Origin of the sequence: Aureimonas sp. AU12, from assembly GCF_001463705.1 — a bacterium.
In the GTDB taxonomy this organism is placed as follows: Bacteria; Pseudomonadota; Alphaproteobacteria; order Rhizobiales; family Rhizobiaceae; genus Aureimonas.
This window is the reverse complement of sequence record NZ_BBWH01000024.1, coordinates 1-20,052: the sequence shown is the minus strand read 5'-3', so window position 1 is coordinate 20,052 and position 20,052 is coordinate 1. Positions and strand designations below refer to the sequence as shown.

20 protein-coding genes are annotated in these 20,052 nt (G+C 68.9%); 11 read left to right on the top strand and 9 right to left on the bottom strand.

The window, feature by feature from the left end; all coding sequences use genetic code 11:
- Positions 1-151: 151 nt before the first annotated feature.
- The 4 genes from AUL33_RS09490 (at position 152) to AUL33_RS09475 (ending at position 3,315) form a co-directional block, all read left to right on the top strand.
- Positions 152-922 (top strand): sulfite exporter TauE/SafE family protein, encoded by a 771-nt coding sequence (locus AUL33_RS09490; RefSeq protein ID WP_062206962.1) that lies wholly within the window; start codon positions 152-154, stop codon positions 920-922.
- 97 nt (positions 923-1,019) lie between these two features.
- Positions 1,020-1,211 (top strand): CsbD family protein, encoded by a 192-nt coding sequence (locus AUL33_RS09485; RefSeq protein ID WP_062206960.1) that lies wholly within the window; start codon positions 1,020-1,022, stop codon positions 1,209-1,211.
- Between the two features lie 167 nt (positions 1,212-1,378).
- Entirely contained in the window at positions 1,379-2,770 is a 1,392-nt protein-coding gene (fumC, locus tag AUL33_RS09480; RefSeq protein WP_062206958.1) for a class II fumarate hydratase, read from the top strand.
- Between the two features lie 173 nt (positions 2,771-2,943).
- Complete coding sequence (locus tag AUL33_RS09475; RefSeq protein ID WP_062206957.1) at positions 2,944-3,315, top strand: DoxX family protein; 372 nt, start codon at positions 2,944-2,946, stop codon at positions 3,313-3,315.
- Positions 3,316-3,431: 116 nt separating this feature from the next.
- On the opposite strand, the gene hisG is transcribed toward AUL33_RS09475, so the two are convergent.
- The 4 genes from hisG to AUL33_RS09455 all read right to left on the bottom strand — a co-directional run bounded on the left by hisG (position 3,432) and on the right by AUL33_RS09455 (position 7,622).
- On the bottom strand, positions 3,432-4,121 hold the full coding sequence (gene hisG / locus AUL33_RS09470) for an ATP phosphoribosyltransferase (protein ID WP_062206955.1): 690 nt from the start codon (positions 4,119-4,121) through the stop codon (positions 3,432-3,434).
- Positions 4,118-5,266: an ATP phosphoribosyltransferase regulatory subunit gene (locus AUL33_RS09465; protein ID WP_062206953.1), complete on the bottom strand. Its 1,149-nt coding sequence runs from the start codon at positions 5,264-5,266 to the stop codon at positions 4,118-4,120. The genes hisG and AUL33_RS09465 overlap by 4 nt, the downstream gene beginning before the upstream one ends.
- Entirely contained in the window at positions 5,263-6,852 is a 1,590-nt protein-coding gene (hisS, locus tag AUL33_RS09460; protein WP_062206951.1) for a histidine--tRNA ligase, read from the bottom strand. Before hisS ends, AUL33_RS09465 begins: the two co-directional genes overlap by 4 nt.
- Before the next feature lie 122 nt (positions 6,853-6,974).
- On the bottom strand, positions 6,975-7,622 hold the full coding sequence (locus AUL33_RS09455; protein WP_062206949.1) for a DNA-3-methyladenine glycosylase I: 648 nt from the start codon (positions 7,620-7,622) through the stop codon (positions 6,975-6,977).
- Positions 7,623-7,762: 140 nt separating this feature from the next.
- Between AUL33_RS09455 and AUL33_RS09450 the strand changes: the two genes are divergently transcribed.
- The 3 genes from AUL33_RS09450 (at position 7,763) to AUL33_RS09440 (ending at position 10,505) form a co-directional block, all read left to right on the top strand.
- Positions 7,763-8,524 (top strand): DUF2927 domain-containing protein, encoded by a 762-nt coding sequence (locus tag AUL33_RS09450; RefSeq protein ID WP_062206947.1) that lies wholly within the window; start codon positions 7,763-7,765, stop codon positions 8,522-8,524.
- Between the two features lie 203 nt (positions 8,525-8,727).
- Positions 8,728-9,627 carry a L,D-transpeptidase gene (locus tag AUL33_RS09445; RefSeq protein ID WP_062206945.1) on the top strand — a complete coding sequence of 300 codons (900 nt, stop codon included), beginning with the start codon at positions 8,728-8,730 and terminating at the stop codon, positions 9,625-9,627.
- 131 nt (positions 9,628-9,758) lie between these two features.
- The gene (locus tag AUL33_RS09440) at positions 9,759-10,505 is read left to right on the top strand and encodes a L,D-transpeptidase (protein WP_062207225.1); all 747 of its coding nucleotides are present in this window, start codon (positions 9,759-9,761) and stop codon (positions 10,503-10,505) included.
- A gap of 71 nt (positions 10,506-10,576) precedes the next feature.
- Here the strand turns inward: AUL33_RS09440 and glcF are convergent, their stop codons facing one another.
- Genes glcF through AUL33_RS09415 form a run of 5 tightly spaced genes read right to left on the bottom strand, consistent with a single transcriptional unit; the run spans position 10,577 to position 15,264 of the window.
- Complete coding sequence (glcF, locus tag AUL33_RS09435) at positions 10,577-11,914, bottom strand: glycolate oxidase subunit GlcF (RefSeq protein ID WP_062206943.1); 1,338 nt, start codon at positions 11,912-11,914, stop codon at positions 10,577-10,579.
- A gap of 9 nt (positions 11,915-11,923) precedes the next feature.
- Positions 11,924-12,292 (bottom strand): hypothetical protein, encoded by a 369-nt coding sequence (locus AUL33_RS09430; protein WP_156419345.1) that lies wholly within the window; start codon positions 12,290-12,292, stop codon positions 11,924-11,926.
- On the bottom strand, positions 12,289-12,510 hold the full coding sequence (locus AUL33_RS09425) for a DUF433 domain-containing protein (protein WP_156419344.1): 222 nt from the start codon (positions 12,508-12,510) through the stop codon (positions 12,289-12,291). The genes AUL33_RS09430 and AUL33_RS09425 overlap by 4 nt, the downstream gene beginning before the upstream one ends.
- Positions 12,511-12,538: 28 nt before the next feature.
- Complete coding sequence (glcE, locus tag AUL33_RS09420) at positions 12,539-13,771, bottom strand: glycolate oxidase subunit GlcE (RefSeq protein WP_082652471.1); 1,233 nt, start codon at positions 13,769-13,771, stop codon at positions 12,539-12,541.
- Positions 13,771-15,264, bottom strand: coding sequence for an FAD-linked oxidase C-terminal domain-containing protein (locus AUL33_RS09415; RefSeq protein WP_062206940.1), 1,494 nt, complete (start codon positions 15,262-15,264; stop codon positions 13,771-13,773). Before AUL33_RS09415 ends, glcE begins: the two co-directional genes overlap by 1 nt.
- Before the next feature lie 176 nt (positions 15,265-15,440).
- Here AUL33_RS09415 and AUL33_RS09410 point away from each other — a divergent pair, with 176 nt between their 5' ends.
- The 4 genes from AUL33_RS09410 to AUL33_RS09395 all read left to right on the top strand — a co-directional run bounded on the left by AUL33_RS09410 (position 15,441) and on the right by AUL33_RS09395 (position 19,756).
- Positions 15,441-16,457 (top strand): phosphatase PAP2 family protein, encoded by a 1,017-nt coding sequence (locus tag AUL33_RS09410; RefSeq protein WP_062206938.1) that lies wholly within the window; start codon positions 15,441-15,443, stop codon positions 16,455-16,457.
- Between the two features lie 98 nt (positions 16,458-16,555).
- Positions 16,556-17,302, top strand: a complete 747-nt coding sequence (locus tag AUL33_RS09405; protein ID WP_062206936.1) for a 16S rRNA (uracil(1498)-N(3))-methyltransferase — start codon at positions 16,556-16,558, stop codon at positions 17,300-17,302.
- 126 nt (positions 17,303-17,428) lie between these two features.
- On the top strand, positions 17,429-18,802 hold the full coding sequence (locus tag AUL33_RS09400) for a glutamate--cysteine ligase (RefSeq protein ID WP_062206935.1): 1,374 nt from the start codon (positions 17,429-17,431) through the stop codon (positions 18,800-18,802).
- A 132-nt stretch (positions 18,803-18,934) separates the two neighbouring features.
- The gene (locus AUL33_RS09395) at positions 18,935-19,756 is read left to right on the top strand and encodes a hypothetical protein (protein ID WP_062206933.1); all 822 of its coding nucleotides are present in this window, start codon (positions 18,935-18,937) and stop codon (positions 19,754-19,756) included.
- Positions 19,757-20,052: the final 296 nt, after the last annotated feature.

Below are 20,052 nucleotides of genomic sequence, written 5' to 3'. Positions count from 1 at the left end.
ATCACGATTTTTTTGCGCCAATCGGGTTTGTCGGGGATGACACGGCCTCGTCTTCGGCCTTCGAACCCGTCTAAGTCCACGACGGCCGACAGACCATTCGGCCATCGCTGATTCGTGCCGAGGACGAGGACCGCCCAATGAACGACGCCGCATGATCGAGTTCGCGACCTTCTTCTTCGTCGGGGCTCTCGCCCAGCTCGTCGACGGTGCGCTCGGCATGGCCTACGGCGTCATCTCCTCCACCGTCCTGATGAGCTTCGGCGTCTCGCCGGCCGTCGCCTCGGCTTCCGTCCACACCGCCGAACTCTTCACCACGGCCGCGTCCGGCACGGCCCATATCGCCAACCGCAACATCGACTGGAAGCTGTTCTGGCGCCTCGTGCCCTTCGGCATCCTCGGCGGCGTCCTGGGAACCTACGTCCTCACCAGCATCGACGGCAGCGTCCTGCGGCCGTATGTGGCAGCCTATCTCGGCATCATCGGGCTGCTGCTGACCGTGCGCTCCTTCCGCAAGATCCCGCGCACTCCGACCCCCATGGCGCTCGTGCCGCCGCTCGGCGCGGCCGGCGGCTTTCTCGATTCGATCGGCGGCGGTGGCTGGGGGCCGATCGTCACCTCGGGCCTTCTGGGCGCCGGCGGCCAGCCACGCTACGTCATCGGCACGGTGAACGCCGCCGAGTTCCTCGTCACCCTGTCGGTCTCGATCTCCTTCCTCGTGGCGCTCCTTACCGGGCACTGGGAGGAGGCCGGCGATCTCTCGACCCACGCCCTGTCGGTGCTCGGCCTCATCGCCGGCGGCATCCTCGCCGCGCCGCTCGCCGGCTATGCCGTGAAGAGAATCCCCGAGCGCCTGCTGCTGCGGATCGTAGGGTTGCTCATCTGCGGCCTCTGCATCCAGCAGATCGTCTCGATCCTCTCCTAAATGTAATGCTTGGCCGGGAACCGAACTGGAGCCCGGGCGGTTCTTCCCTTCGAAATCGGACGCTTTGGTCCGGTGCACATTCGAACGGAGAAGTCTCGTGGTCGACAAGAACGAAGTCTCGGGCGGCGCCAAGGAACTCGGTGGCAAGATCAAGGAAGGCGTCGGCAAGCTGGTCGGCAACGAGAAGCTGCAGGCCGAAGGCGTCGCCGATCAGGTCGAGGGCAAGACCGAGAAGAACTACGGCAAGGTCAAGGACGCCGTGAAGGATCAGGTCGGCGCGAAGAGCTAATCGCGACACTGGTGTGATGAGGAGGGTCGGCCGCGAGGCCGGCCCTTTTTCGTTTGTACGCCTTCAATCGGTTCAGCGGCCCCCGCGAGGGTTCCCGCCCCTTTCGCTCCATGCTAACGCGCGCAGCAGCAGTCCAGCGCGACGCAACGGGACAGGATGGGCGACCAGTGAGCATCACCAGACGCGAGACGGATTCGATCGGCGCGATCGACGTGGCCACCGACCGGTACTGGGGCGCCCAGACCGAACGGTCCCTCAACAACTTCCGCATCGGCACCGACAAGCAGCCGATCTCCCTCATCCATGCGCTCGCCACCGTCAAGAAGGCCGCCGCGCAGGTCAACACGTCGATGGGCAAGCTCGACGCCAAGCTGGCCGCCGCCATCGTTTCGGCGGCCGACGAGGTGATCTCCGGTGCGCTCGACGACCACTTTCCGCTCGTCGTCTACCAGACGGGCTCGGGCACGCAGACCAACATGAACGTCAACGAGGTCATCTCCAACCGCGCCATCGAGGCGATGGGCGGCGAGATGGGCTCGAAGAAGCCGGTGCATCCCAACGACCACGTCAACATGGGCCAGTCGTCGAACGACGTGTTCCCGACGGCGATGCATGTCGCGGTGGCCATCGAGACGACGAACCGCATCCTGCCGGCGATCGACGCGCTGCACGGCGCGCTCGACGCCAAGGCCAAGGCGTTCGGCGGGATCATCAAGATAGGGCGCACCCACACCCAGGATGCGACCCCGATCACGCTCGGCCAGGAGTTCTCCGGGTACGCCGCGGCGCTGGAGCTGGGCAAGGCGCGCATTCTCAAGGCGATCGAAGACGTCTATGCGCTGGCGCAGGGCGGCACCGCCGTCGGCACCGGGCTCAACGCGCCCGTCGGCTTCGACGAGGCGATCGCAGCCGAGATCGCCTCGCTGACCGGTCTGCCCTTCCGCACCGCCACCAACAAGTTCGAGGCGCTGGCCTCGCACGGCGCGCTCGCCTTCTTCCACGGCTCGCTCAACGCCTTGGCGACCGATCTCTTCAAGATCGCCAACGACATCCGCTTCCTCGGCTCCGGCCCGCGTTCCGGCCTCGGCGAGCTGTCGCTGCCCGAGAACGAGCCGGGCTCCTCGATCATGCCCGGCAAGGTCAACCCGACGCAGGCCGAGGCGCTGACCATGGTCGCCTGCGAGGTCTTCGGCCACGAGACCACCGTGACGGTCGCGGCGAGCCAGGGTCATTTCGAGCTCAACGTCTTCAAGCCGGTCATCGCCAATGCCGTTCTCTCCTCGATCCGGCTGCTCGCCGATGCGATGGACAGCTTTCGCGAGCATTGCGTCGAGGGCATCAAGGCCAACGAGGAGCGCATCGCAGCGCTCATGAGCCAGTCGCTGATGCTCGTCACCGCGCTCGCGCCGACCATCGGCTACGACAACGCCGCGACGATCGCCAAGACCGCGCACAAGAAGGGCACGACGCTGCGCGACGAGGCAATCGCGTCGGGTCTCGTCTCCGGCGAGGATTACGACCGGATCGTCGATCCCGCCGCGATGACGCGTCCGGGCTGATCGCTTGGGCGGATTGGAACTTGGAAACGATCCAATCGCGCCATTGATACTGAATGAGTGAACGAACAGTCGCCCGGTGGGCGGCTGTCTTTGCGTCGCGCTTTCGGTCATCTCTGCACGGCACAACTCGGGCGGTATGGTACGGCCCGGCCTTCTTTCGACCGGAGCCCGTAGTGAACCCGACCGTCACCCTTCTCGCCCGTATCCTTTTGGCTATCCTGTTCATCGTCGCCGGCTTCGGCAAGCTGATGGGCGCTGCGGGCTTTGCCGGCTATCTCGGCAATCTCGGCATTCCCGGCGGCGTCGCGATGGCCTATCTCGTCGGCCTGTTCGAGCTGCTCGGCGGTCTGGCGGTTCTCGTCGGCTTCCAGACCCGCATCGTCGGCTACGCGCTGGCCGCCTTCTGCGTCGTCACCGGCCTCGTGGCCCATCTCGGCCCCGACCAGTCGACCCAGCTGATGAAGAACCTCGGCCTGGCCGGCGGTTTCCTGCTGCTCGCCGCCGGCGGCGCCGGTGCCTATTCGGTGGACGCCCGCAAGCGCTGATTTCGACCGCATCCCTAAAACGCGAAACGGCCGCCTCTCGGGGCGGCCGTTTTCGTTGGAGGGTCCATCTCCGCAAGCCGGGCCCGGCTTGTCAGCCGGCGCGCCCGCAAGTCCCGTTAGAATCGGGCGACGATGGTCTCCAGCGCGGCGGCGTCGGCGGCGCTGCGCTCGTCGCTCAAAGCCAACGCAAGGCAGGCCTCGGATTTCAGGATGGTGCCGTCGGTGAGGATCCGCAGGTGGTTGGCGGTCAGCGTCGAGCCGGTCGAGGTGATGTCGACGATGATGTCGGCCGAGCCCGCCGCGGGCGCGCCCTCGGTGGCGCCGAGGCTTTCGACGATGCGGTAGGACTGGATGCCATGCGCGCGGGTGAAGAACCCCTGCGTCAGCCGCCAGTACTTGGTGGCGATGCGCAGGCGCCGGCCATGGGCGGCCCGGAAGCCGGCGGCGACGTCGTGGAGATCCTCCATCGTCTCGACGTCGATCCAGGCGTCGGGCACCGCCACCACCACGTCGGCGTGGCCGAAGCCGAGCCGGGCGAGGATGCGCGCGCGCCGGTCGAAGTCGGGCATGGTCTCGCGCAGGAGATCCTCGCCGGTGATGCCGAGGTCGATGGCGCCGTCGCGCAGTTCCCGCGCGATCTCGGAGGCCGAGAGGAGCAGCACCTCCAGCCCGTCCGCACCCTCGACGCGCGTGCGATACGAGCGCGCGTCGTCGGAGGGGATCACTGTGATGCCGGCGCGCGCCAGCGAGGCGACGCACTGGTCCTTCAGGCGGCCCTTGGAGGGAATGGCGAGCGTCAGGGTCATGCCGGGTCTCCGCGAGCGGCGGCCGCGATCCGGTCGAGCCAGAGCGAGAAGCCGACGGCGGGGATCGGCGCGGCCGCGCCGAGATAGCCCACCAGCCGGTCATAACGCCCGCCGCCCGCCAGCGGCTCCGCCGCGCCCGGCAGACGCGCCTCGAAGACGAGGCCGGTGTAATAGTCGATGGCGCGCCCGAAGGCAGCGCGGTAGCGGATCCGGGCGAGATCGACGCCGGCTGCCGCCAGCGCGCCGTTGCGGGCACGGAAGAAGTCGAGGGCGTCGCCCAACTCGATGCCGGTATCGGCCTCGATGGCGGCAAGTTCCGAAGGCGCCTCGCTCAAGGCACAGTCGAGCGCCAGGAAGCGGCGCAGGCGCGCCAGCGAGGCCGGCGTCATCCGCGTCTCCGCCAGTTCCACCTTCTCGAACAGGCGCACGGCGATCTCGCGCGGGGATCGGCCGCGATGCGGCGGCAGGCCGCCCGTCTCCATCATCGCCTCGACATGGTTCGCCAGCGCGTTGACCGAGCCCGAGCGCAGGAGATCCTGCACCTCGGCACTTGCCCCCGGACGATCCGCCTCGGCCTCGCGCGACAAAGCCAGCAGCGCGGCGTCCAGCAGGTCGTCGCGCCCGAAGGTGCGCACCAGCCGGCGCTGCCAGCCGGCGGGCAGCGCCATCGCGCCGAGAAACGCCTCGAACAGCGACTGGTCGCCGAGCACGATCTCGAGCGGCACGTCCTCGCCGAGCCCGCAGGCGGCAAGTCCGTCCAGCGCCTCAGCCAGCGTGCGGGCGTCGGCCTCGGCGCGGTCGGTGTCGCCGAGATTCTCGATACCGGCCTGGTGAAACTCGGCGGCCGCATCGCGGCGCTGGCGGAAGACGAGCCCGTTATAGGCGTAACGGCGCGGCAGGCCTTCGCCGCCCGCGATATGCGCGAGGCAGACGGGGATGGTGAAGTCCGGTCGCAGGCACAGCGTCTCGCCGGCCTCGCCCCGCGTCAGGAAGATGCGGCGGCGCAGATCCTCCCCGGCCGTGTCGAGATAGGGCTCGGCGCGCTGCAGGATCGGGGTCGAGACGGTGACGGCCCCGGACGCGCGGAACAGGCGCGCCAGCGCGGCGTCGACCGGCGAGACCTCAGCCGTGTCGAGCGAGATCATCGACCGGCGGTCTCCCGCTCAGCGGCGTGGCGGGCGAGAATGGCGCGCACGGCCCCGACGAGATTTCCTAAGTCCTCGTTTCCATCGGCATCCACAACATCAACGAGTTCCTGCCCGGCACGAGCCTCGCGCCACTCGGCATTGTCCTCGATCCCGTCGGCGATGCGCTTGCCCTCGACGAGATCCTTGACCTGCACCTTCCCGGCCTGCTTCTCGTCGCCGCCCTGGATGACGACCACGGGCGCGTTGCGGCGGTCGGCATATTGCAGTTGCTTGCCGAACTGCTTGGGGTTGCCCTGGAAGACCTCGACGGGAATGGCGGGGCCGAGATAGGCGCCGCTCTCGTCGCGCGGGTTGAGGCCATCGCGCAGCACGCTCGCCATGCGCTGGTAGTCGGCCATGCGGTCGCGATCCATGACGGTGACGACCACCGGACCGGAGCGCTCGGTGGCATCGAGGCGGCCGAGGTTCTTCAGCGCCGTCTGCAGGCGCGAGACGCCGATCGAGAAGCCGGTGGCCGGCACCGGCGTCGACATGAAGCGCGAGACGAGCCCGTCGTAGCGCCCGCCGCCGCCGACCGAGCCGAACTGAACCTTCTGGCCCTTCTCGTTGACGACGTCGAACAGCAGTTCGGCCTCGAAGACGGGGCCGGTGTAGTATTCGAGGCCGCGCACGACGGAGGGATCGATCAGGATCCGGTCGTCGCCATACCCGGCCGCGACGGCGGATGCCCGGATGTCCGCGAGTTCGGCCAGCCCGTCGTCGATCGTCGCGTGACCGCCGAAGGCCTCCGCGACGCCGGCCAGACTCGCCTCGCCCGAGCGCGATCCCGTACCGACGCCCTCGAAGATCCGCACGACCCGCTCGATCGCCTCGTCGGCGAGTTCGGCGCCCTTGGTGAAATCGCCCTTGCCGCCGCTCTCGTCGAGCCGGCCCTTGCCGAGCAGCAGCCGGACGCCGTCGACGCCGAACTTGTCGAACTTGTCGAGCGCGCGCAGCACCGTCAGGCGGCGCGGCGCGTCGCCTTCGAGGCCGATCGCGTCGAGGATGCCGTCCAGCACCTTGCGATTGTTGACGCGGATCACGTACTGGCCGCGCGGGATGCCGAGCGCCTCCATCGTGTCGGCCATCATCATCGCCATCTCGGCATCGGCGGAGACGTTGGGCGCGCCGACGATGTCGGCATCGAACTGCATGAACTGGCGGAAGCGCCCCGGCCCCGGCTTCTCGTTGCGGAAGACGTAGCCGGCGCGATAGGAGCGATAGGGCTTCGGCAGGTCCTCGAAATTCTCGGCCACGTAGCGCGCCAGCGGCGCGGTCAGGTCATAGCGAAGGCTCAGCCACGCCTCGTCGTCGTCCTGCAGCGAGAAGACGCCCTCGTTCGGGCGGTCCGAGTCGGGCAGGAACTTGCCGAGCGCATCGGTGTATTCGAACAGCGGCGTCTCCACCGGCTCGAAGCCGTAGCGCTCGTAGACGCCGCGGATGATCCCGAGCATGCGCTCCTGCGCGGCGAGGTCGGCGCTGGTGCGATCCACGAAGCCGCGCGGCTGGCGCGCCTTGACGCGGGAGGGCTTCTTCGGGGCCATGGAACTGCCTGTGTTTGCGAGGTCGAAGCCACCCGCGCGATGCGCCGGCGAGCCGTTCGACGAAGGAAGGAATTCGACCCGCGTCCTAGCCGATCACCCCATCGGCAGCAAGTTTGGCGCGGTCAACGCGGCCTTTCGAACCCCGCCCGCGCCGCCTCGCAGTCGCCTCGCACGCAGCATCCGTCCATGTGATCGTTGACGAAGCCCATCGACTGGAGAAGCGCGTACATCGTGGTCGGCCCGACGAAGGAGAAGCCGCGCCGCCGCAGCTCCTTCGACAGGCGTGCGGAGGCCGGCGTCACCGGGTTGGCGCGCAGCCACTCGGATGTCATCCGTTCGGGGCGCTCGCCCGGCGGCGGCTCGAAGCTCCAGAGAAAGGCGGCGAAGGAGGCGCCGGTCTCCTCCCGCAGCTGGAGGACGCGGCGGGCATTGTTCATCGCCGAGACGATCTTGCCGCGATGGCGCACGATGGCGGGATCGAGGACGATGCGCTCGACGTCGGCCTCCCCCATCGCCGCCACCGCCTCGATACGGAAGCCCGCGAACTGCCGGCGGAACGCCTCGCGCTTGCGCAGGATCGTGATCCAGGACAGGCCGGCCTGGAAACCTTCGAGGCAGAGCTTCTCGAACAGGCGATCGTCGTCGGCGCTCGGCCGGCCCCATTCGGTGTCGTGATAGCGGGCATATTCGGCGTCCGCGCCGGCCCAGGCGCAGCGCAGCCGTCCGTCCTCGCCTTCGCGCAGGCCTGCGGTCGTCGTTTCCGTGCTCATGCATCCGTGATCGCGCGGCAAAGGCCATGATGCAAGCGCCCGCACCGATTGCGGCGGCCGTGCGGCGGTTTCGAGCTTGCCACCGGCCTTGAAAGCACCGCACAAAATCGGCCGTTGCGGCATGAGGGGTTCGAGGGCGGATGCGATTCGCAGGAGCGGAAAGGCCAGCGCATGGGCATCGGTCGCGCCGGCTCGCCGTCGCAAGCGCCCTCAGTGCCGTCGCGCTCCTGTTCGCGACCCCGGCCCTGTCGCAGCGCCTGCCCAAGGATGCGGAGATCCTCGATGGTTTCGAGACGGTGATCTTCGGCGCCGAGCTGCGCGGAACGTTCAGCGACGACAGCTATCTCAAGCGGTTCGCCGTCCCCGTGCGCTTTCGCATCGAGTCCAAGGCCAAGCTCGACCGTGCACCTGCCATCCGGGCCTTCGTGCGCCAGATGGGCCGCCAGATCGCCCATCTCGATACTGGCATGGCCGGGCGCGAGGAGAGCGCCAACTTCGTGGTGCATGTCGTCGACCGCGCCGACTACCAGAAGGTCGGGCGCGAGATCTATCGCAACCCGTTCTACCGGGTGCCCGGCAACTGCATCGTGCGCTCCGTCTACGGGCGCGGCGGCATCTCGCGGTCCGACGCGATCCTCGTCTCCGACGAGGGCGAGGCGCTGTTCCGTCGCTGCCTCGTCGAGGAACTCCTGCAGGGCCTGGGCCCGCTGAACGACGATGCGGACGCCGCGCAGAGCGTCTTCAACGACACATCGCTCCTCACCAGCTTCGGCGGCTACGACCGGCTGATCCTCAACATGCTCTACGATCGCCGCCTCGAGCCGGGCATGAGCCGCAAGGCCGCCGAGCCGCTGCTGCCGAAGATCCTTGCCGAGACGAAGCGGCGCCTGCGGCTGCGCTGACGGATCGGGCGGGCCGGCCGGGGCGTCGGCCAGCGCGTTGACGCGGTCTTCACCATTTCTCCCAACGCTTCGTTCACCCTGATCGGAAAGGTTGAACGGAGTGGGCGGCTACAGCCCCTGCGATTCACCAATCGAAGGGACTTCGCGCCCATTCTAGCCGCAATCGGCGCTTTCCAGCGCCATCGGCCAAGGTTGCTTCCTCGATGCGTCTTCGCTTCCCGCTCACAGTCGTCACGCTGGCGCTTCTCGCCGCCGCTCCTGCCGGGGCGCGCGACCGCCAGCCGCTCTCCGTTCCCGCCGAGATCGCCGCCCCCTGGGTCGAACAGCTTTCGCCCGGCAGCGGCGTCGTCCCGGGCTATGCCCGCCAGCGTGTGGCCCGGCCCTACCCGCCCGGCCGCGTCGTCTTCGACGGCAACGTGCCCGTCGGCATCGCGCCGGCCGATGGCGGGCCGATCGAGCCGCTCGGCTCCTATCGCGAGGAGCCGCGCCCGGTCCTCGGCTTCTTCGGTGAACCGCGCCGACGCGACGAGCGCGCCCCGCGTCCGCGTGCCTCCCGCCGCACGCCGCTATTTGCCTCAGCCGCCATCGCCCCGGCCGCGCCCGCCGCCCGCGCCGGCGTTCGCAGCACGCAGCCGCGCCACGAGATGGACCCGGTGTTCCTGCCGCAGCGGGTGGCCTATCGCAGCGCGCATGCCCCGGGCACGATCGTCATCGATACGCGGGCGAAGTTCCTCTACCGCGTCGAGGCCGACGGCCAGGCCATGCGCTACGGCGTCGGCGTCGGCAAGGAAGGCTTCGGCTGGACCGGCAGCCACAGGATCTCCCGCAAGGCGGAATGGCCGGGCTGGACGCCGCCCGCCGAGATGCGGGTCCGCGAGCGCGCCAAGGGTCGCGTCCTGCCGGCGCATATGCCCGGCGGCGTCGAGAACCCGCTCGGCGCGCGTGCCCTCTATCTCGGCTCGACGCTTTACCGGATCCACGGCACCAACGCGCCCTGGACCATCGGCCAGTCCGTCTCCTCCGGCTGCATCCGCATGCGCAACGAGGACGTCGTCGACCTCTACGAACACACCGATGTCGGCACCCGCGTCATTGTGATGTGATTGCAACAACGGGTTGCATTTCGCGCGCGGACGCATCGCCTTGCGATAAGCCCTGCGCCATCTTCATCTCCAACATCACCGCGCTTTCGCCACCTTTCCGCCAAGCGAATTTCATCAAGGATCTCCGCCCGATGAGACAGCATCTCACCCTCGCGCTCCTCGCGGGCCTCGCCTGCATGACGACGCTGCAGGGGGCCTCCGCCGAGGCCCGGTACTACGACCACAACCGCAACCAATGGGTCAGCGGCAGCGACCGGGCAAGCGTGTCGACCCAGCGCATGACGCGCCAGACGCAGGTCGCCCGCAAGGTCGATCCGCAGTTCATGCGTCAGCCCGTCCGCATCTCCACGAAGGAGAAGCCGGGCACGATCATCATCGATACCGACCGCAAGTTCCTCTACTTCGTCGAGGCGAACGGCGCGGCGACGCGCTACGGCGTCGGCGTCGGCAAGGAAGGCTTCGCCTGGGGCGGCACGATGAAGGTCGGCCGCAAGGCCGAATGGCCGGGCTGGACGCCGCCGGCCGAGATGGTGCGCCGCGAGCGCGCCAAGGGCCGCATCCTGCCGGCCTACATGGCGGGTGGGCCCGAGAACCCGCTCGGCGCACGCGCCATGTATCTCTACCGCGACGGTCGCGACTCGATGTTCCGCATCCACGGCACCAACCAGCCCTGGACGATCGGCCTCAACATGTCGTCGGGCTGCATCCGCATGATGAACCAGGACGTGACCGACCTCTACGAGCGCGTGACGCCGGGCACCAAGGTCGTCGTCATCGGCCCGGGCGCCAAGAGCCGCGACGCCGTCTATGCCGAAACCGGCCTGATGCGTCAGGCCTCGAACCGCCCGAACATCCTGTCGGCGATCTTCGGCGGCTGATCTCGCGTTCAACTCCGCTGATGAAAAGGCCCGGCTCGCGCCGGGCCTTTTTCGTTGGCGCGGGGGCTGCCCTACTCGGCGGCCACGGGCAGGGCGCGCGCCTCGAAGTTCGCCAGTTTCGCCGGTTTCTTCCCGCCGAAGGCCCAGTCGAGAAGTTCCACCGTGTGGACCACGGGGATGCCCGTCGCCGAGCCGATCTGCGTCATGCAGCCGATATTGCCGGTGGCGATGATCTCGGGCGCCACGCTCTCAATGTTCTTGACCTTGCGATCGCGGAGCTGCGCGGAGATCTCGGGCTGCAGGATGTTGTAGGTGCCCGCCGAGCCGCAGCAGAGGTGCCCCTCGGGCACGTCGCGCACCGTGAAGCCGGCCTGCGCCAGCAGCACCTTCGGCGCCTTCGTGATCTTCTGCCCGTGCTGCATCGAGCAGGCGGAGTGATAGGCGACCACGGCATCCACCGGATGCGCCGGCAGCGGCAGGTCGAGGCCGGCGAGGAACTCGGTGACGTCCCTGGCCAGCGCGGACACCCGCGCCGCCTTCTCGGCATAGGCGGGGTCGAGCCGCAGCATGTGGCCGTAATCCTTGATCGTCGTGCCGCAGCCCGACGCGGTGATCACGATGGCGTCCAGCCCGCCCTTCTCGGCGGCCCGCGTCCAGACATCGACATTGGTCCGCGCGAAATCGAGCGCCTCAGCCTCGCGGCCCATATGGTGGGTCAGCGCCCCGCAGCACCCCTCCCCTTCCGGCACCACGACCTCGACGCCGAGCCGCGTCAGCAGCCGAACGGTGGCCTCGTTGATGCCGGGGTCGAGCACCGACTGGGCGCAGCCGCGCAGCAGCGCTACGCGGCCGCGCGCCGTCCCGGCGGCCGGATGCACCGCCGGTTCGTCGATCGTGGAGCGCGCCGGCACGCTCAAGGGCGCCAGCTTCAGCATCGCGGCCAGGGGCTTCAGCGGCGCCACGCCGGCCAGCAGTCCGGCGAAGGGCCGCGCGAGCTTGGCCAGCACGAGGCTGGCCCGGAAGCGCGCGGGATAGGGCAGCGTCATCGCCAGGACCTGGCGGATCATCCGGTCGGCGAAAGGGCGCCTGTAGGTCTTCTCGATATGGGCGCGGGCGTGGTCGACGAGGTGCATGTAATTGACGCCAGAGGGGCACGTCGTCATGCAGGCGAGGCACGAGAGGCAGCGGTCGATGTGCTTGACCACCTTCTCGTCGGCCGGCCGGTCGTTCTCCAGCATGTCCTTGACGAGATAGATCCGCCCCCGCGGACTATCGAGCTCGTTGCCGAGCGTCACGTAGGTCGGGCAAGTCGCCGTGCAGAAGCCGCAATGCACGCATTTGCGGATGATCCCCTCGGTGTGCGCCGTGTCGGCATTCGCAAGGGCGGCGGGGCTGAAGGCGGTCTGCATGAAACGTCCTTACGATCCTTCGAGAGGCTTGCGTGGATGCAGAGGAAGACTTCCCTCACGGCCGAGCAAGGCATAGCGCCCCGCCTCCAGCGCAAGCAGGCGGGAAGAGATCGCTTCGACGCTGCCCAGCACCGCGTCCAGCCTGGAAAAGGGCAGAACGAGAACGGCGATCCGTCGATCTCGAAGCGCACACGGGAACGGCATGTTTCGATCGCAGGTGATCGGAACGTCGAAGCCGGTCATGTCGGCCGCGGCGATCACATCACGATCCGAAAGCCGCTTCCACTCGTTCGGAAAAGGCGAGGCGTCCGAGCCGTGGTTCGACAGGAGACCGGCCAGCATCCGCGGCACGCCTTCATCGAGGATTGCTCGGGTCACGCAGCCTTCAACCGCAACCCGCGGCGCGCGAGCAGGATCGCGGCCTCCGCCCTCTCCCGTCCGATCGAGGGAAAGTTTTCCAGGATCTCGTCCAGGGACGATCCCCCTGCGAGATTTTCGAACAAGGCGTCGACGGGAACGCGCGTGCCGCGAAACACCAGCGCGCCGCTGACGACGTCGGGGTTCTGATCGAAGAGTTCGTCCTCGCTCATGCTCATCGGACTGCCTCCATGGAAAGACGTCATCCTATCCCATCCGCCCGGGGTTGAGGATGCCCTTGGGGTCGAACTGGTCCTTCAGGCGGCGGGCCAGCGCGGCGAGCGCCGGGGCCTGCGGGTGGAAGACCGACACCGCGGCGCGGGTGGCGAGATCGGCGCGCACCAGCGTCGCGTGGCCGCCGCCATGCGCGGCGACGAGGCGTCGGACGAGGTCGGCCTCGGGGTCGCCTTCCATGCGCAGCCAGACGAGGCCGCCCTGCCAGTCGTAGAAGGCATCGGTCGCCGCCTGCATGCGCAAAGCCATGACCAGCTCGTGGCCCCGCGTCGGCGCCACCGAGACGCGCCAGACCGCACGATCCGTTCCGTCCGCGAAGGGGCGAACATCGCGAATGTCGCGCCACAATGCAGCGGAAGCCTCGTCCTCCAGACGCTCCAGCGGCGCGACCCGGCCGAGCGCCCCGCCGAGATGAGCGGCGCGTGCCTCGACCGAGGGGCCGAAGCCGTCGATGCGAACCGCGGTCGCCGCCTCGCGCCCGAGCGCGCCTTCGGCAACCCGGGCCGCGACGCCATAGGGCAGATGCGCCGCGCCCGAAACCTCGGCCGAGGAGCCCATCGCCGCCGCCATCGCGCCGGCCGCGGCCGCGTCGTCGAGACCGCGCAGCACCAGCGTCGTCTCGCGCTCGGAGCGCGGCATGGTCTTGACGATGACGTCGGTCAGGACGGCGAGCGTGCCGTAGGCGCCGGTCAGTCCCTTCGACAGGTCGTAGCCGGTGACGTTCTTCACCACGCGCCCGCCGGTTTTGAAGATCTCGGCCCGCCCCGAGACGGCGGCGAGGCCCAGCACATGGTCTCGCGCCGCGCCCTGCTTCAGCCGGCGCGGGCCCGAAAGGTTGCAGGAGAGCACCCCGCCGATGGTGCCGAGGCCCGCCGGCAGGCCGTGCAACGGCCCGTAATCCATCGGCTCGAAGTCGAGCCGCTGGCCGCGCGCCGCGAGCAACGCTTCGATCTCGGCGATCGGCGTGCCCGCCCTTGCCGAAAGCACCAGTTCCTCCGGCTCGTAGAAGTTGACGCCGGTCATCGCGGCTGTCGACAGGGTGCGCGCCGCCTGCACGGGTCGGCCGAGGCCGCGCTTCGAGCCGGATCCCTCGACAGCCAGGGGTTCGCCGGTGGCGACCGCCTCGGCGACGATGGCGCGCAGGGCCTCCGGCGTATCGGGGGTCATCACCGCGTCGGTGAGCGCGAGCAGGGGAGAAACGGACATCAGAACCGCGGCAGTTCGGGGAAGGGAAGCTTGCCTTGGTGGACATGCAGCTTGCCGAGTTCGGCGCAGCGGTGCAGCATCGGAAAGACCTTGCCGGGGTTGAGAAGATGCCGGTCGTCGAAGGCGCATTTGACCCGGATCTGGTGCTTCAGGTCGTCCTCGGAGAACATTTCCGGCATCAGGTCGCGCTTCTCGATGCCGACGCCATGCTCGCCCGTCAGCACGCCGCCGACGGCGACGCAAAGCCGCAGAATGTCGGCGCCGAAATCTTCGGCGCGCTGCAGCTCGTCGTCCTTCGAGGCGTCGTAGAGGATGAGCGGATGCAGGTTGCCGTCTCCGGCATGGAAGACGTTGGCGACGCCGAGACCGTATTTTTCCGACAGGGCCTTCATGCCGGCGAGCACCCGCGGCAGTTCCTTGCGCGGGATGGTGCCGTCCATGCAGAGATAGTCCGGCGAGATGCGCCCGACCGCCGGAAACGCCGCCTTGCGCCCGGCCCAGAAGGACATGCGCTCCTCGTTCGACTGCGAGACGCGCGCCGTGGTGGCACCGTTGGCGGTGGCGATGGCCTCGACCTCGGAGAGGAGGTGGTCGACCTCCGCTTTGGGCCCGTCGAGCTCGACGATGAGCAGCGCCTCGACATCCAGCGGATAGCCGGCATGGACGAAGGCCTCCGCCGCGTGGATCGCCGGCCGATCCATCATCTCCATGCCGCCGGGGATGATGCCCTTGGCGATGATCGCGGCGACGCATTCGCCGGCCTGTTCGGAGGTCGGGAAGCCGATGAGCACGGCGCGCGCCGTCTCGGGGGCCTGGAGGATGCGCACGGTGACCTCGGTGACGACGCCGAGCAGCCCTTCGGAGCCCGTCATCAGGCCGAGGAGGTCGTAGCCCTCCGCGTCCAGATGCTTGCCGCCGAGGCGGATGACCTCGCCCTCGATCGTCACGAACTCGATGCCGAGAACGTTGTTCGTCGTGAGGCCGTATTTCAGGCAGTGCACGCCGCCGGAATTCTCGGCGATGTTGCCGCCGATCGAGCAGGCGATCTGCGAGGAAGGATCGGGCGCATAGTAGAAGCCGGCATGTTCCACGGCGCGGGTGATGCCGAGATTGGTGACGCCCGGCTGCACCACGGCGCAGCGATTGTCGAAATCGACGTCGAGAATGCGGTTGAAGCGCGAGAGGACGAGGAGGACACCGTCCTCCAGCGGCAGCGAGCCGCCCGACAGCGAGGTGCCCGACCCCCGCGGCACCACGGGCACCCGGTGCTCGTGGCAGTAGCGCAGGATCGCGGCGACCTGCGGCACCGTCTCGGGCAGCACCACGACGAGCGGCAGCTGGCGATAGGCCGTCAGCGCATCGGTCTCGAAGACGCGCATCTCGTTGACCGCGTCGACCACACCCTCGCCCGGCACGATCGCGCGCAGCGCCGCGACGATCGCGGCCCTTCGACCGAGAATCTCCCGACTGGGCTTCGGCATCGAAATGCCCATGGCCGCCTCCCGTTCTTGTTCTTGGAATCAGTCTAGCGCGAGCCGGCGGGCGATGGAAAGCATCGCCGGGCGAGACGCCCTGCCTGCGAGGAGATCGATCGGGAGGCCGACGTCGACGCGGCGCGATCGATCCGCGGCTTTACGGTAAATTGAGCCTGTGGCCCGAGAGTGTCGCGATGACGCTCTCCCACATCTTCCTGCGCCCCGGCGAGTGCCTGGCGGCCGTCGCCATCCTCGCGACGAGCGCGCTGTCGGCCGCCATGGCGGTGGTTCATCAGGCGCCGGTCGACTTGCCCTCCTACGGCGGCAAGGCCTTGCCGGTGGTGCTCTTCCTGACGACCGGCGCCATTGCCCGCTGGTGGCGGCGGGACGAGTTCCTGGCGTCCTTCACCATGGCCGCCGGACTGTTGCTGGCGTTCTCGCTGGTCCTGTCGACCTACAACTATCTGCTGCTCCCGGTGGCGGTTCCGCTCATCGATCCCTGGCTCCTGTCGACCAACGCGGCGCTCGGCTACGACTGGACCGCCTTCGTGGACTGGGCCGCGTCCCACCCGCTTCTCTCGTCGGCACTCGGGTCCGTCTATCGCTCGACGCTCCTCCAGATTCTCGCCGTGCTCCTGGCTCTCGCCGTGACGCGGCGTTTCGCGGTGGCGGACCTAATGGTCGCGACGATCGTCGTCTCGGGTCTGGCCACCGTGGCGTTCTGGGGCCTCTTTCCCTCGATCGGGGTCGCCCCCTTCCTGTCCCTGCCGGAGACCGCCCAACGCGCCGCCGCTCTCGTCGTCGACGGCCGAGAAGGCGCCGCGCTGCTGCGCCTCGTGACCCTCGGCCCCGAAGTCATCTCGCCGGAGACGATGACGGGCCTCATCGGCTTTCCCTCGTTCCACACGGTGCTCGCCTGCATCTGCGTCCGATTCGCCTGGCCGATCCGCTGGCTGCGCTGGCCGCTGCTTCTCCTCAATGCCGCGATGCTTCCGGCGATCCTGCTGCACGGAGGCCATCACCTCCTCGATCTCGCGGGCGGCGCGGCTTTCTTCGTCGCTTCGCTCTGGACGGCGACCCGCCTGACCCGCCTGATCGGTGAACACGAACCGCGCGAAATCGTCACCGCGATGCGCCGCGCCCAGGTCTCGACCGCCAGCACCAAGCCGCCGGGAGCATGGTCCACCGATCCCGCTGGAAACCGCGGTTGATCTCGCTAGAACCATTCGGCGCCGGTTCTTCGTTGCTCGCAATGAGGTCGCCGCGCCGATGGTTCGACCCCGATCCCCCGCGAGGACGCGCGAAACCGATGCCCGACTACGATTTCACCGGACCCCGGCTCTTCCTCGATCATCGGCTGGAGGCGAACGCCGAGATCGAGGCGAGCCCGGCGCAGGCGAACTATCTTCTCAACGTCCTGCGGCTGGACGAGGGCGCCGGCCTCCTCCTCTTCAACGGGCGCGACGGCGAGTGGCGCGCGGCGCTGCGCCGCGAGGGGCGCAAGCGCTTGTGGCTCGTGCCGCAGGGCCGAACCCGCGACCAGACACCGCTGCCCGACCTCCACTACTGCTTCGCGCCGCTGAAATCGGCGCGGCTCGACTACATGGTTCAGAAAGCGGTGGAAATGGGCGCCGGCCTCCTGCAGCCCGTGCAGATGCAGCATGGGCAGGCGCCGCGCTTCAACCGCGAACGGGCCGGCGCCAACGCTGTGGAGGCGGCCGAGCAGTGCGGCATTCTCGCCGTGCCGGAATGCCGCGACATCGTGAAGCTGGAGCCGATGCTGGCCGGCTGGGACGCCTCGCGCACGTTGATCTTCTGCGACGAACGGGCGGGAGCCGGCGACGCCCTCGCCGTCCTCGCGCCGCTGCGCGGCGCCCCGCTGGCGCTGCTCATCGGCCCGGAAGGCGGCTTCGCGGCCAGCGAACGCACCCTCCTGCTCGGCCTTCCCTTCGTGCGCGCGGTGTCGCTCGGGCCCCGCATCCTGCGCGCCGACACGGCGGCGGTGGCCGCGCTGGCGCTCGTGCAGGCGGCGGCTGGCGACTGGACTGGCGCTTGAGGTCGGCACCGCACCGTTCACGCGAAAGCCCTTGCGCGCGCGCCTGAAAGCGGACAGACACCGGGCGCTTCGTCGCCCTCGGGCCGCGCGAGCGATCAGTTTTCCGCATCCTGGCCGGAGCACCCGATGGCGCGCGATACGACCGACCTGACACCCATCCGCAGCGTCGCCGAACTGGTGGAGCATATCGGCGAGGGCGAGAAGCCGGCGGACGCCTTCCGCATCGGCACCGAGCACGAGAAGTTCGGCTTCTACGCCGCCGATCTCTCGCCCGTGCCCTACGAGGGGGAGCGCGGCATCCGCGCCCTGCTCGACGGCATGCAGGCGCTCTCGGGCTGGGAGGAGATCCTTGACGACGGCCGCATCATCGGGCTGGCCGGCGCCCACGGAGGGGGCGCGATCTCGCTGGAGCCCGGCGGCCAGTTCGAACTGTCCGGCGCCCCGCTCGAGACGATCCACGAGACCTGCCGCGAATCGAACGCCCATCTGGCCGACGTGCGCCGCGTCGCCGACCCTCTCGGCATCCGCTTCCTCGGCATCGGCGCCAGCCCCACCTGGCGCCTCGGCGAGACGCCGGTCATGCCGAAGTCGCGCTACGAGATCATGGCACGCTACATGCCGAAGGTCGGCACGCGCGGCCTCGACATGATGTTCCGCACCTCGACGATCCAGGTCAATCTCGACTTCTCGTCCGAGCGCGACATGCGCCGCAAGATGCAGATCGGCATGCGCCTGCAGGCCGTGGCTTCGGCCTTCTTCGCCAACTCGCCCTTCACCGAAGGCCGGCCGAACGGCCTCGTCTCCTGGCGTTCCGACGTCTGGTCCGACGTCGACAACCAGCGCTCGGGCCTCCTGCCCTTCGCCTTCGAAGAGAGCTTCGGGTACCGCGACTATGTCGAATGGGCGCTCGACGTGCCCATGTATTTCGTCATGCGCGAGGGCCGTTATTTCGACGCCACAGACGTCACCTTCCGCCAGTTCCTCGACGGTGCCCTCAAGGGCAAGCTGACCGACCCGGAGCCGACGATGGGCGACTGGGCGAACCACCTGTCGACGCTCTTTCCAGACGTGCGCCTCAAGCGCTTCCTCGAGATGCGCGGCGCCGACGGCGGCCCATGGCGCGGTATCTGCGCCCTGCCGGCCTACTGGACGGGCCTTCTCTACGACGAGACCGCGCTCGACGAAGCCGAGGCGCTGACGCGCGACTTCGGCTTCGACGAAATCTCGGTTTTGAGGCGCGACGTGCCGCGGCTCGGCCTCGCCACCCCGTTCCGGGCCGGCACGGTGCTCGATCTCGCCCGTGCGACGCTGGAGATCTCGAAGGGCGGCCTCGCCCGGCGCGCACGCCTCAACGCGGAGGGCGAGGACGAGACGATCTTCCTCCAGCCGCTCGAGGACGTCGCGGCCCGCGGCATTACCGCGGCCGAGGAACTGCTGCGGCTCTACGAGGGCCCTTGGAACCGCCGGATCGAGCCGCTCTTCGATCACCTCGCCTACTGACCCGAATACCGGCCCCGAGCGGCCGACATCTTTGTGTCACGCGGTGGCTTGGCAGCGCCGCACGGGCGGGCCATTCTCGCCGGACGCCGAACGGTGCCGCGCTTCCCGCGGCCGTCCGGGTCCGGAGGGGCGATGACCGATTTCTTCGACTGGCTGAGCGCGGCCGATTCGGGCGCCGCCGCCGAGCGCATCGCCTCGCAGTTCCGCCTGACGCACGAGGAAATGCGCCGCACCACCGACGCGCTCGTGCCGGCCTTCATGCTGGGCATGCAGCGCGCCATGGCCAACCCCGCGGCTTGGACGACGCTCGTCTCGGACTTCACGAAATCCGCGACCGTCGGCGGCGCGGCGTTTCCGACGCCCGGCGCCGGGCGCACGGTGATGAACGGCCTGTTCGGCGCCGACCTCCTGCAGGCGATCGCCCGGCAGGCCTCGCTCCTGACCGGCCAGGCGCCCGACGTGATCGAGAAGATGATGCCGGCGCTCGGCGCTCTCACCTTCCAGTCGATGCTGCAGATGATGGCGGCCGGACCCGGCAGCTATCCGACCGACGGCGCCGGACAGGGCATGGCGGAAGCGCTGCGGCGATCGGCCAACGCGGTGGAAGCCTTCAACCGTCCGTCCGGCGCGGGTGGCGGGGGGCGCGCGGGCGCCGCTGCGCCGATGTCCTCGCTGTTTGCGGAAGCCCTGCGCGGCGGCCTGCCGTGGATGCCGGCCCCCTCGATGCGCGGCGGCGCCATGCCGGGCGGCGACCCGTTCGCGTTCTTCACCTCGATGATGTCGGCCTTCGCGCCGCCCGCCGCGCCTCCCCCCGAACCCCCGCGAGCCGCCCCGGCGGAAACCAAGCCGACCGATCCCTTCACCGGCATGATCGGCACCGCCCAGACGATGCAGGCAGACTACATCAGCGAGATGCTGTCGCTCTTCGACCGGCACCGCCAGCCCAAACCCTGAGCGGTTCGAACCGGTTGCGAGCCGGGCGAGGCTCGAGAGCCCCCTCGTCTCGGGATGCCGACGGGTTTGCCGACGTCTTCGGGAAACTTCTGAAACCGCAATTGCGAAAAGAATCCGGTCACGGCCTTGGATCGCCGGGGGGCCGCCCCTTATACTGCGGTCAATCGAAACACGGAGGATCGCAGAATCCTCACGGACCCCGGATGCTGATCGCAAACCTCTTCATCGTCGTTCTTCTCATCGTTCTCAATGGCTTCTTTGCGATGTCGGAACTGGCGGTGGTGTCCTCCCGCCGC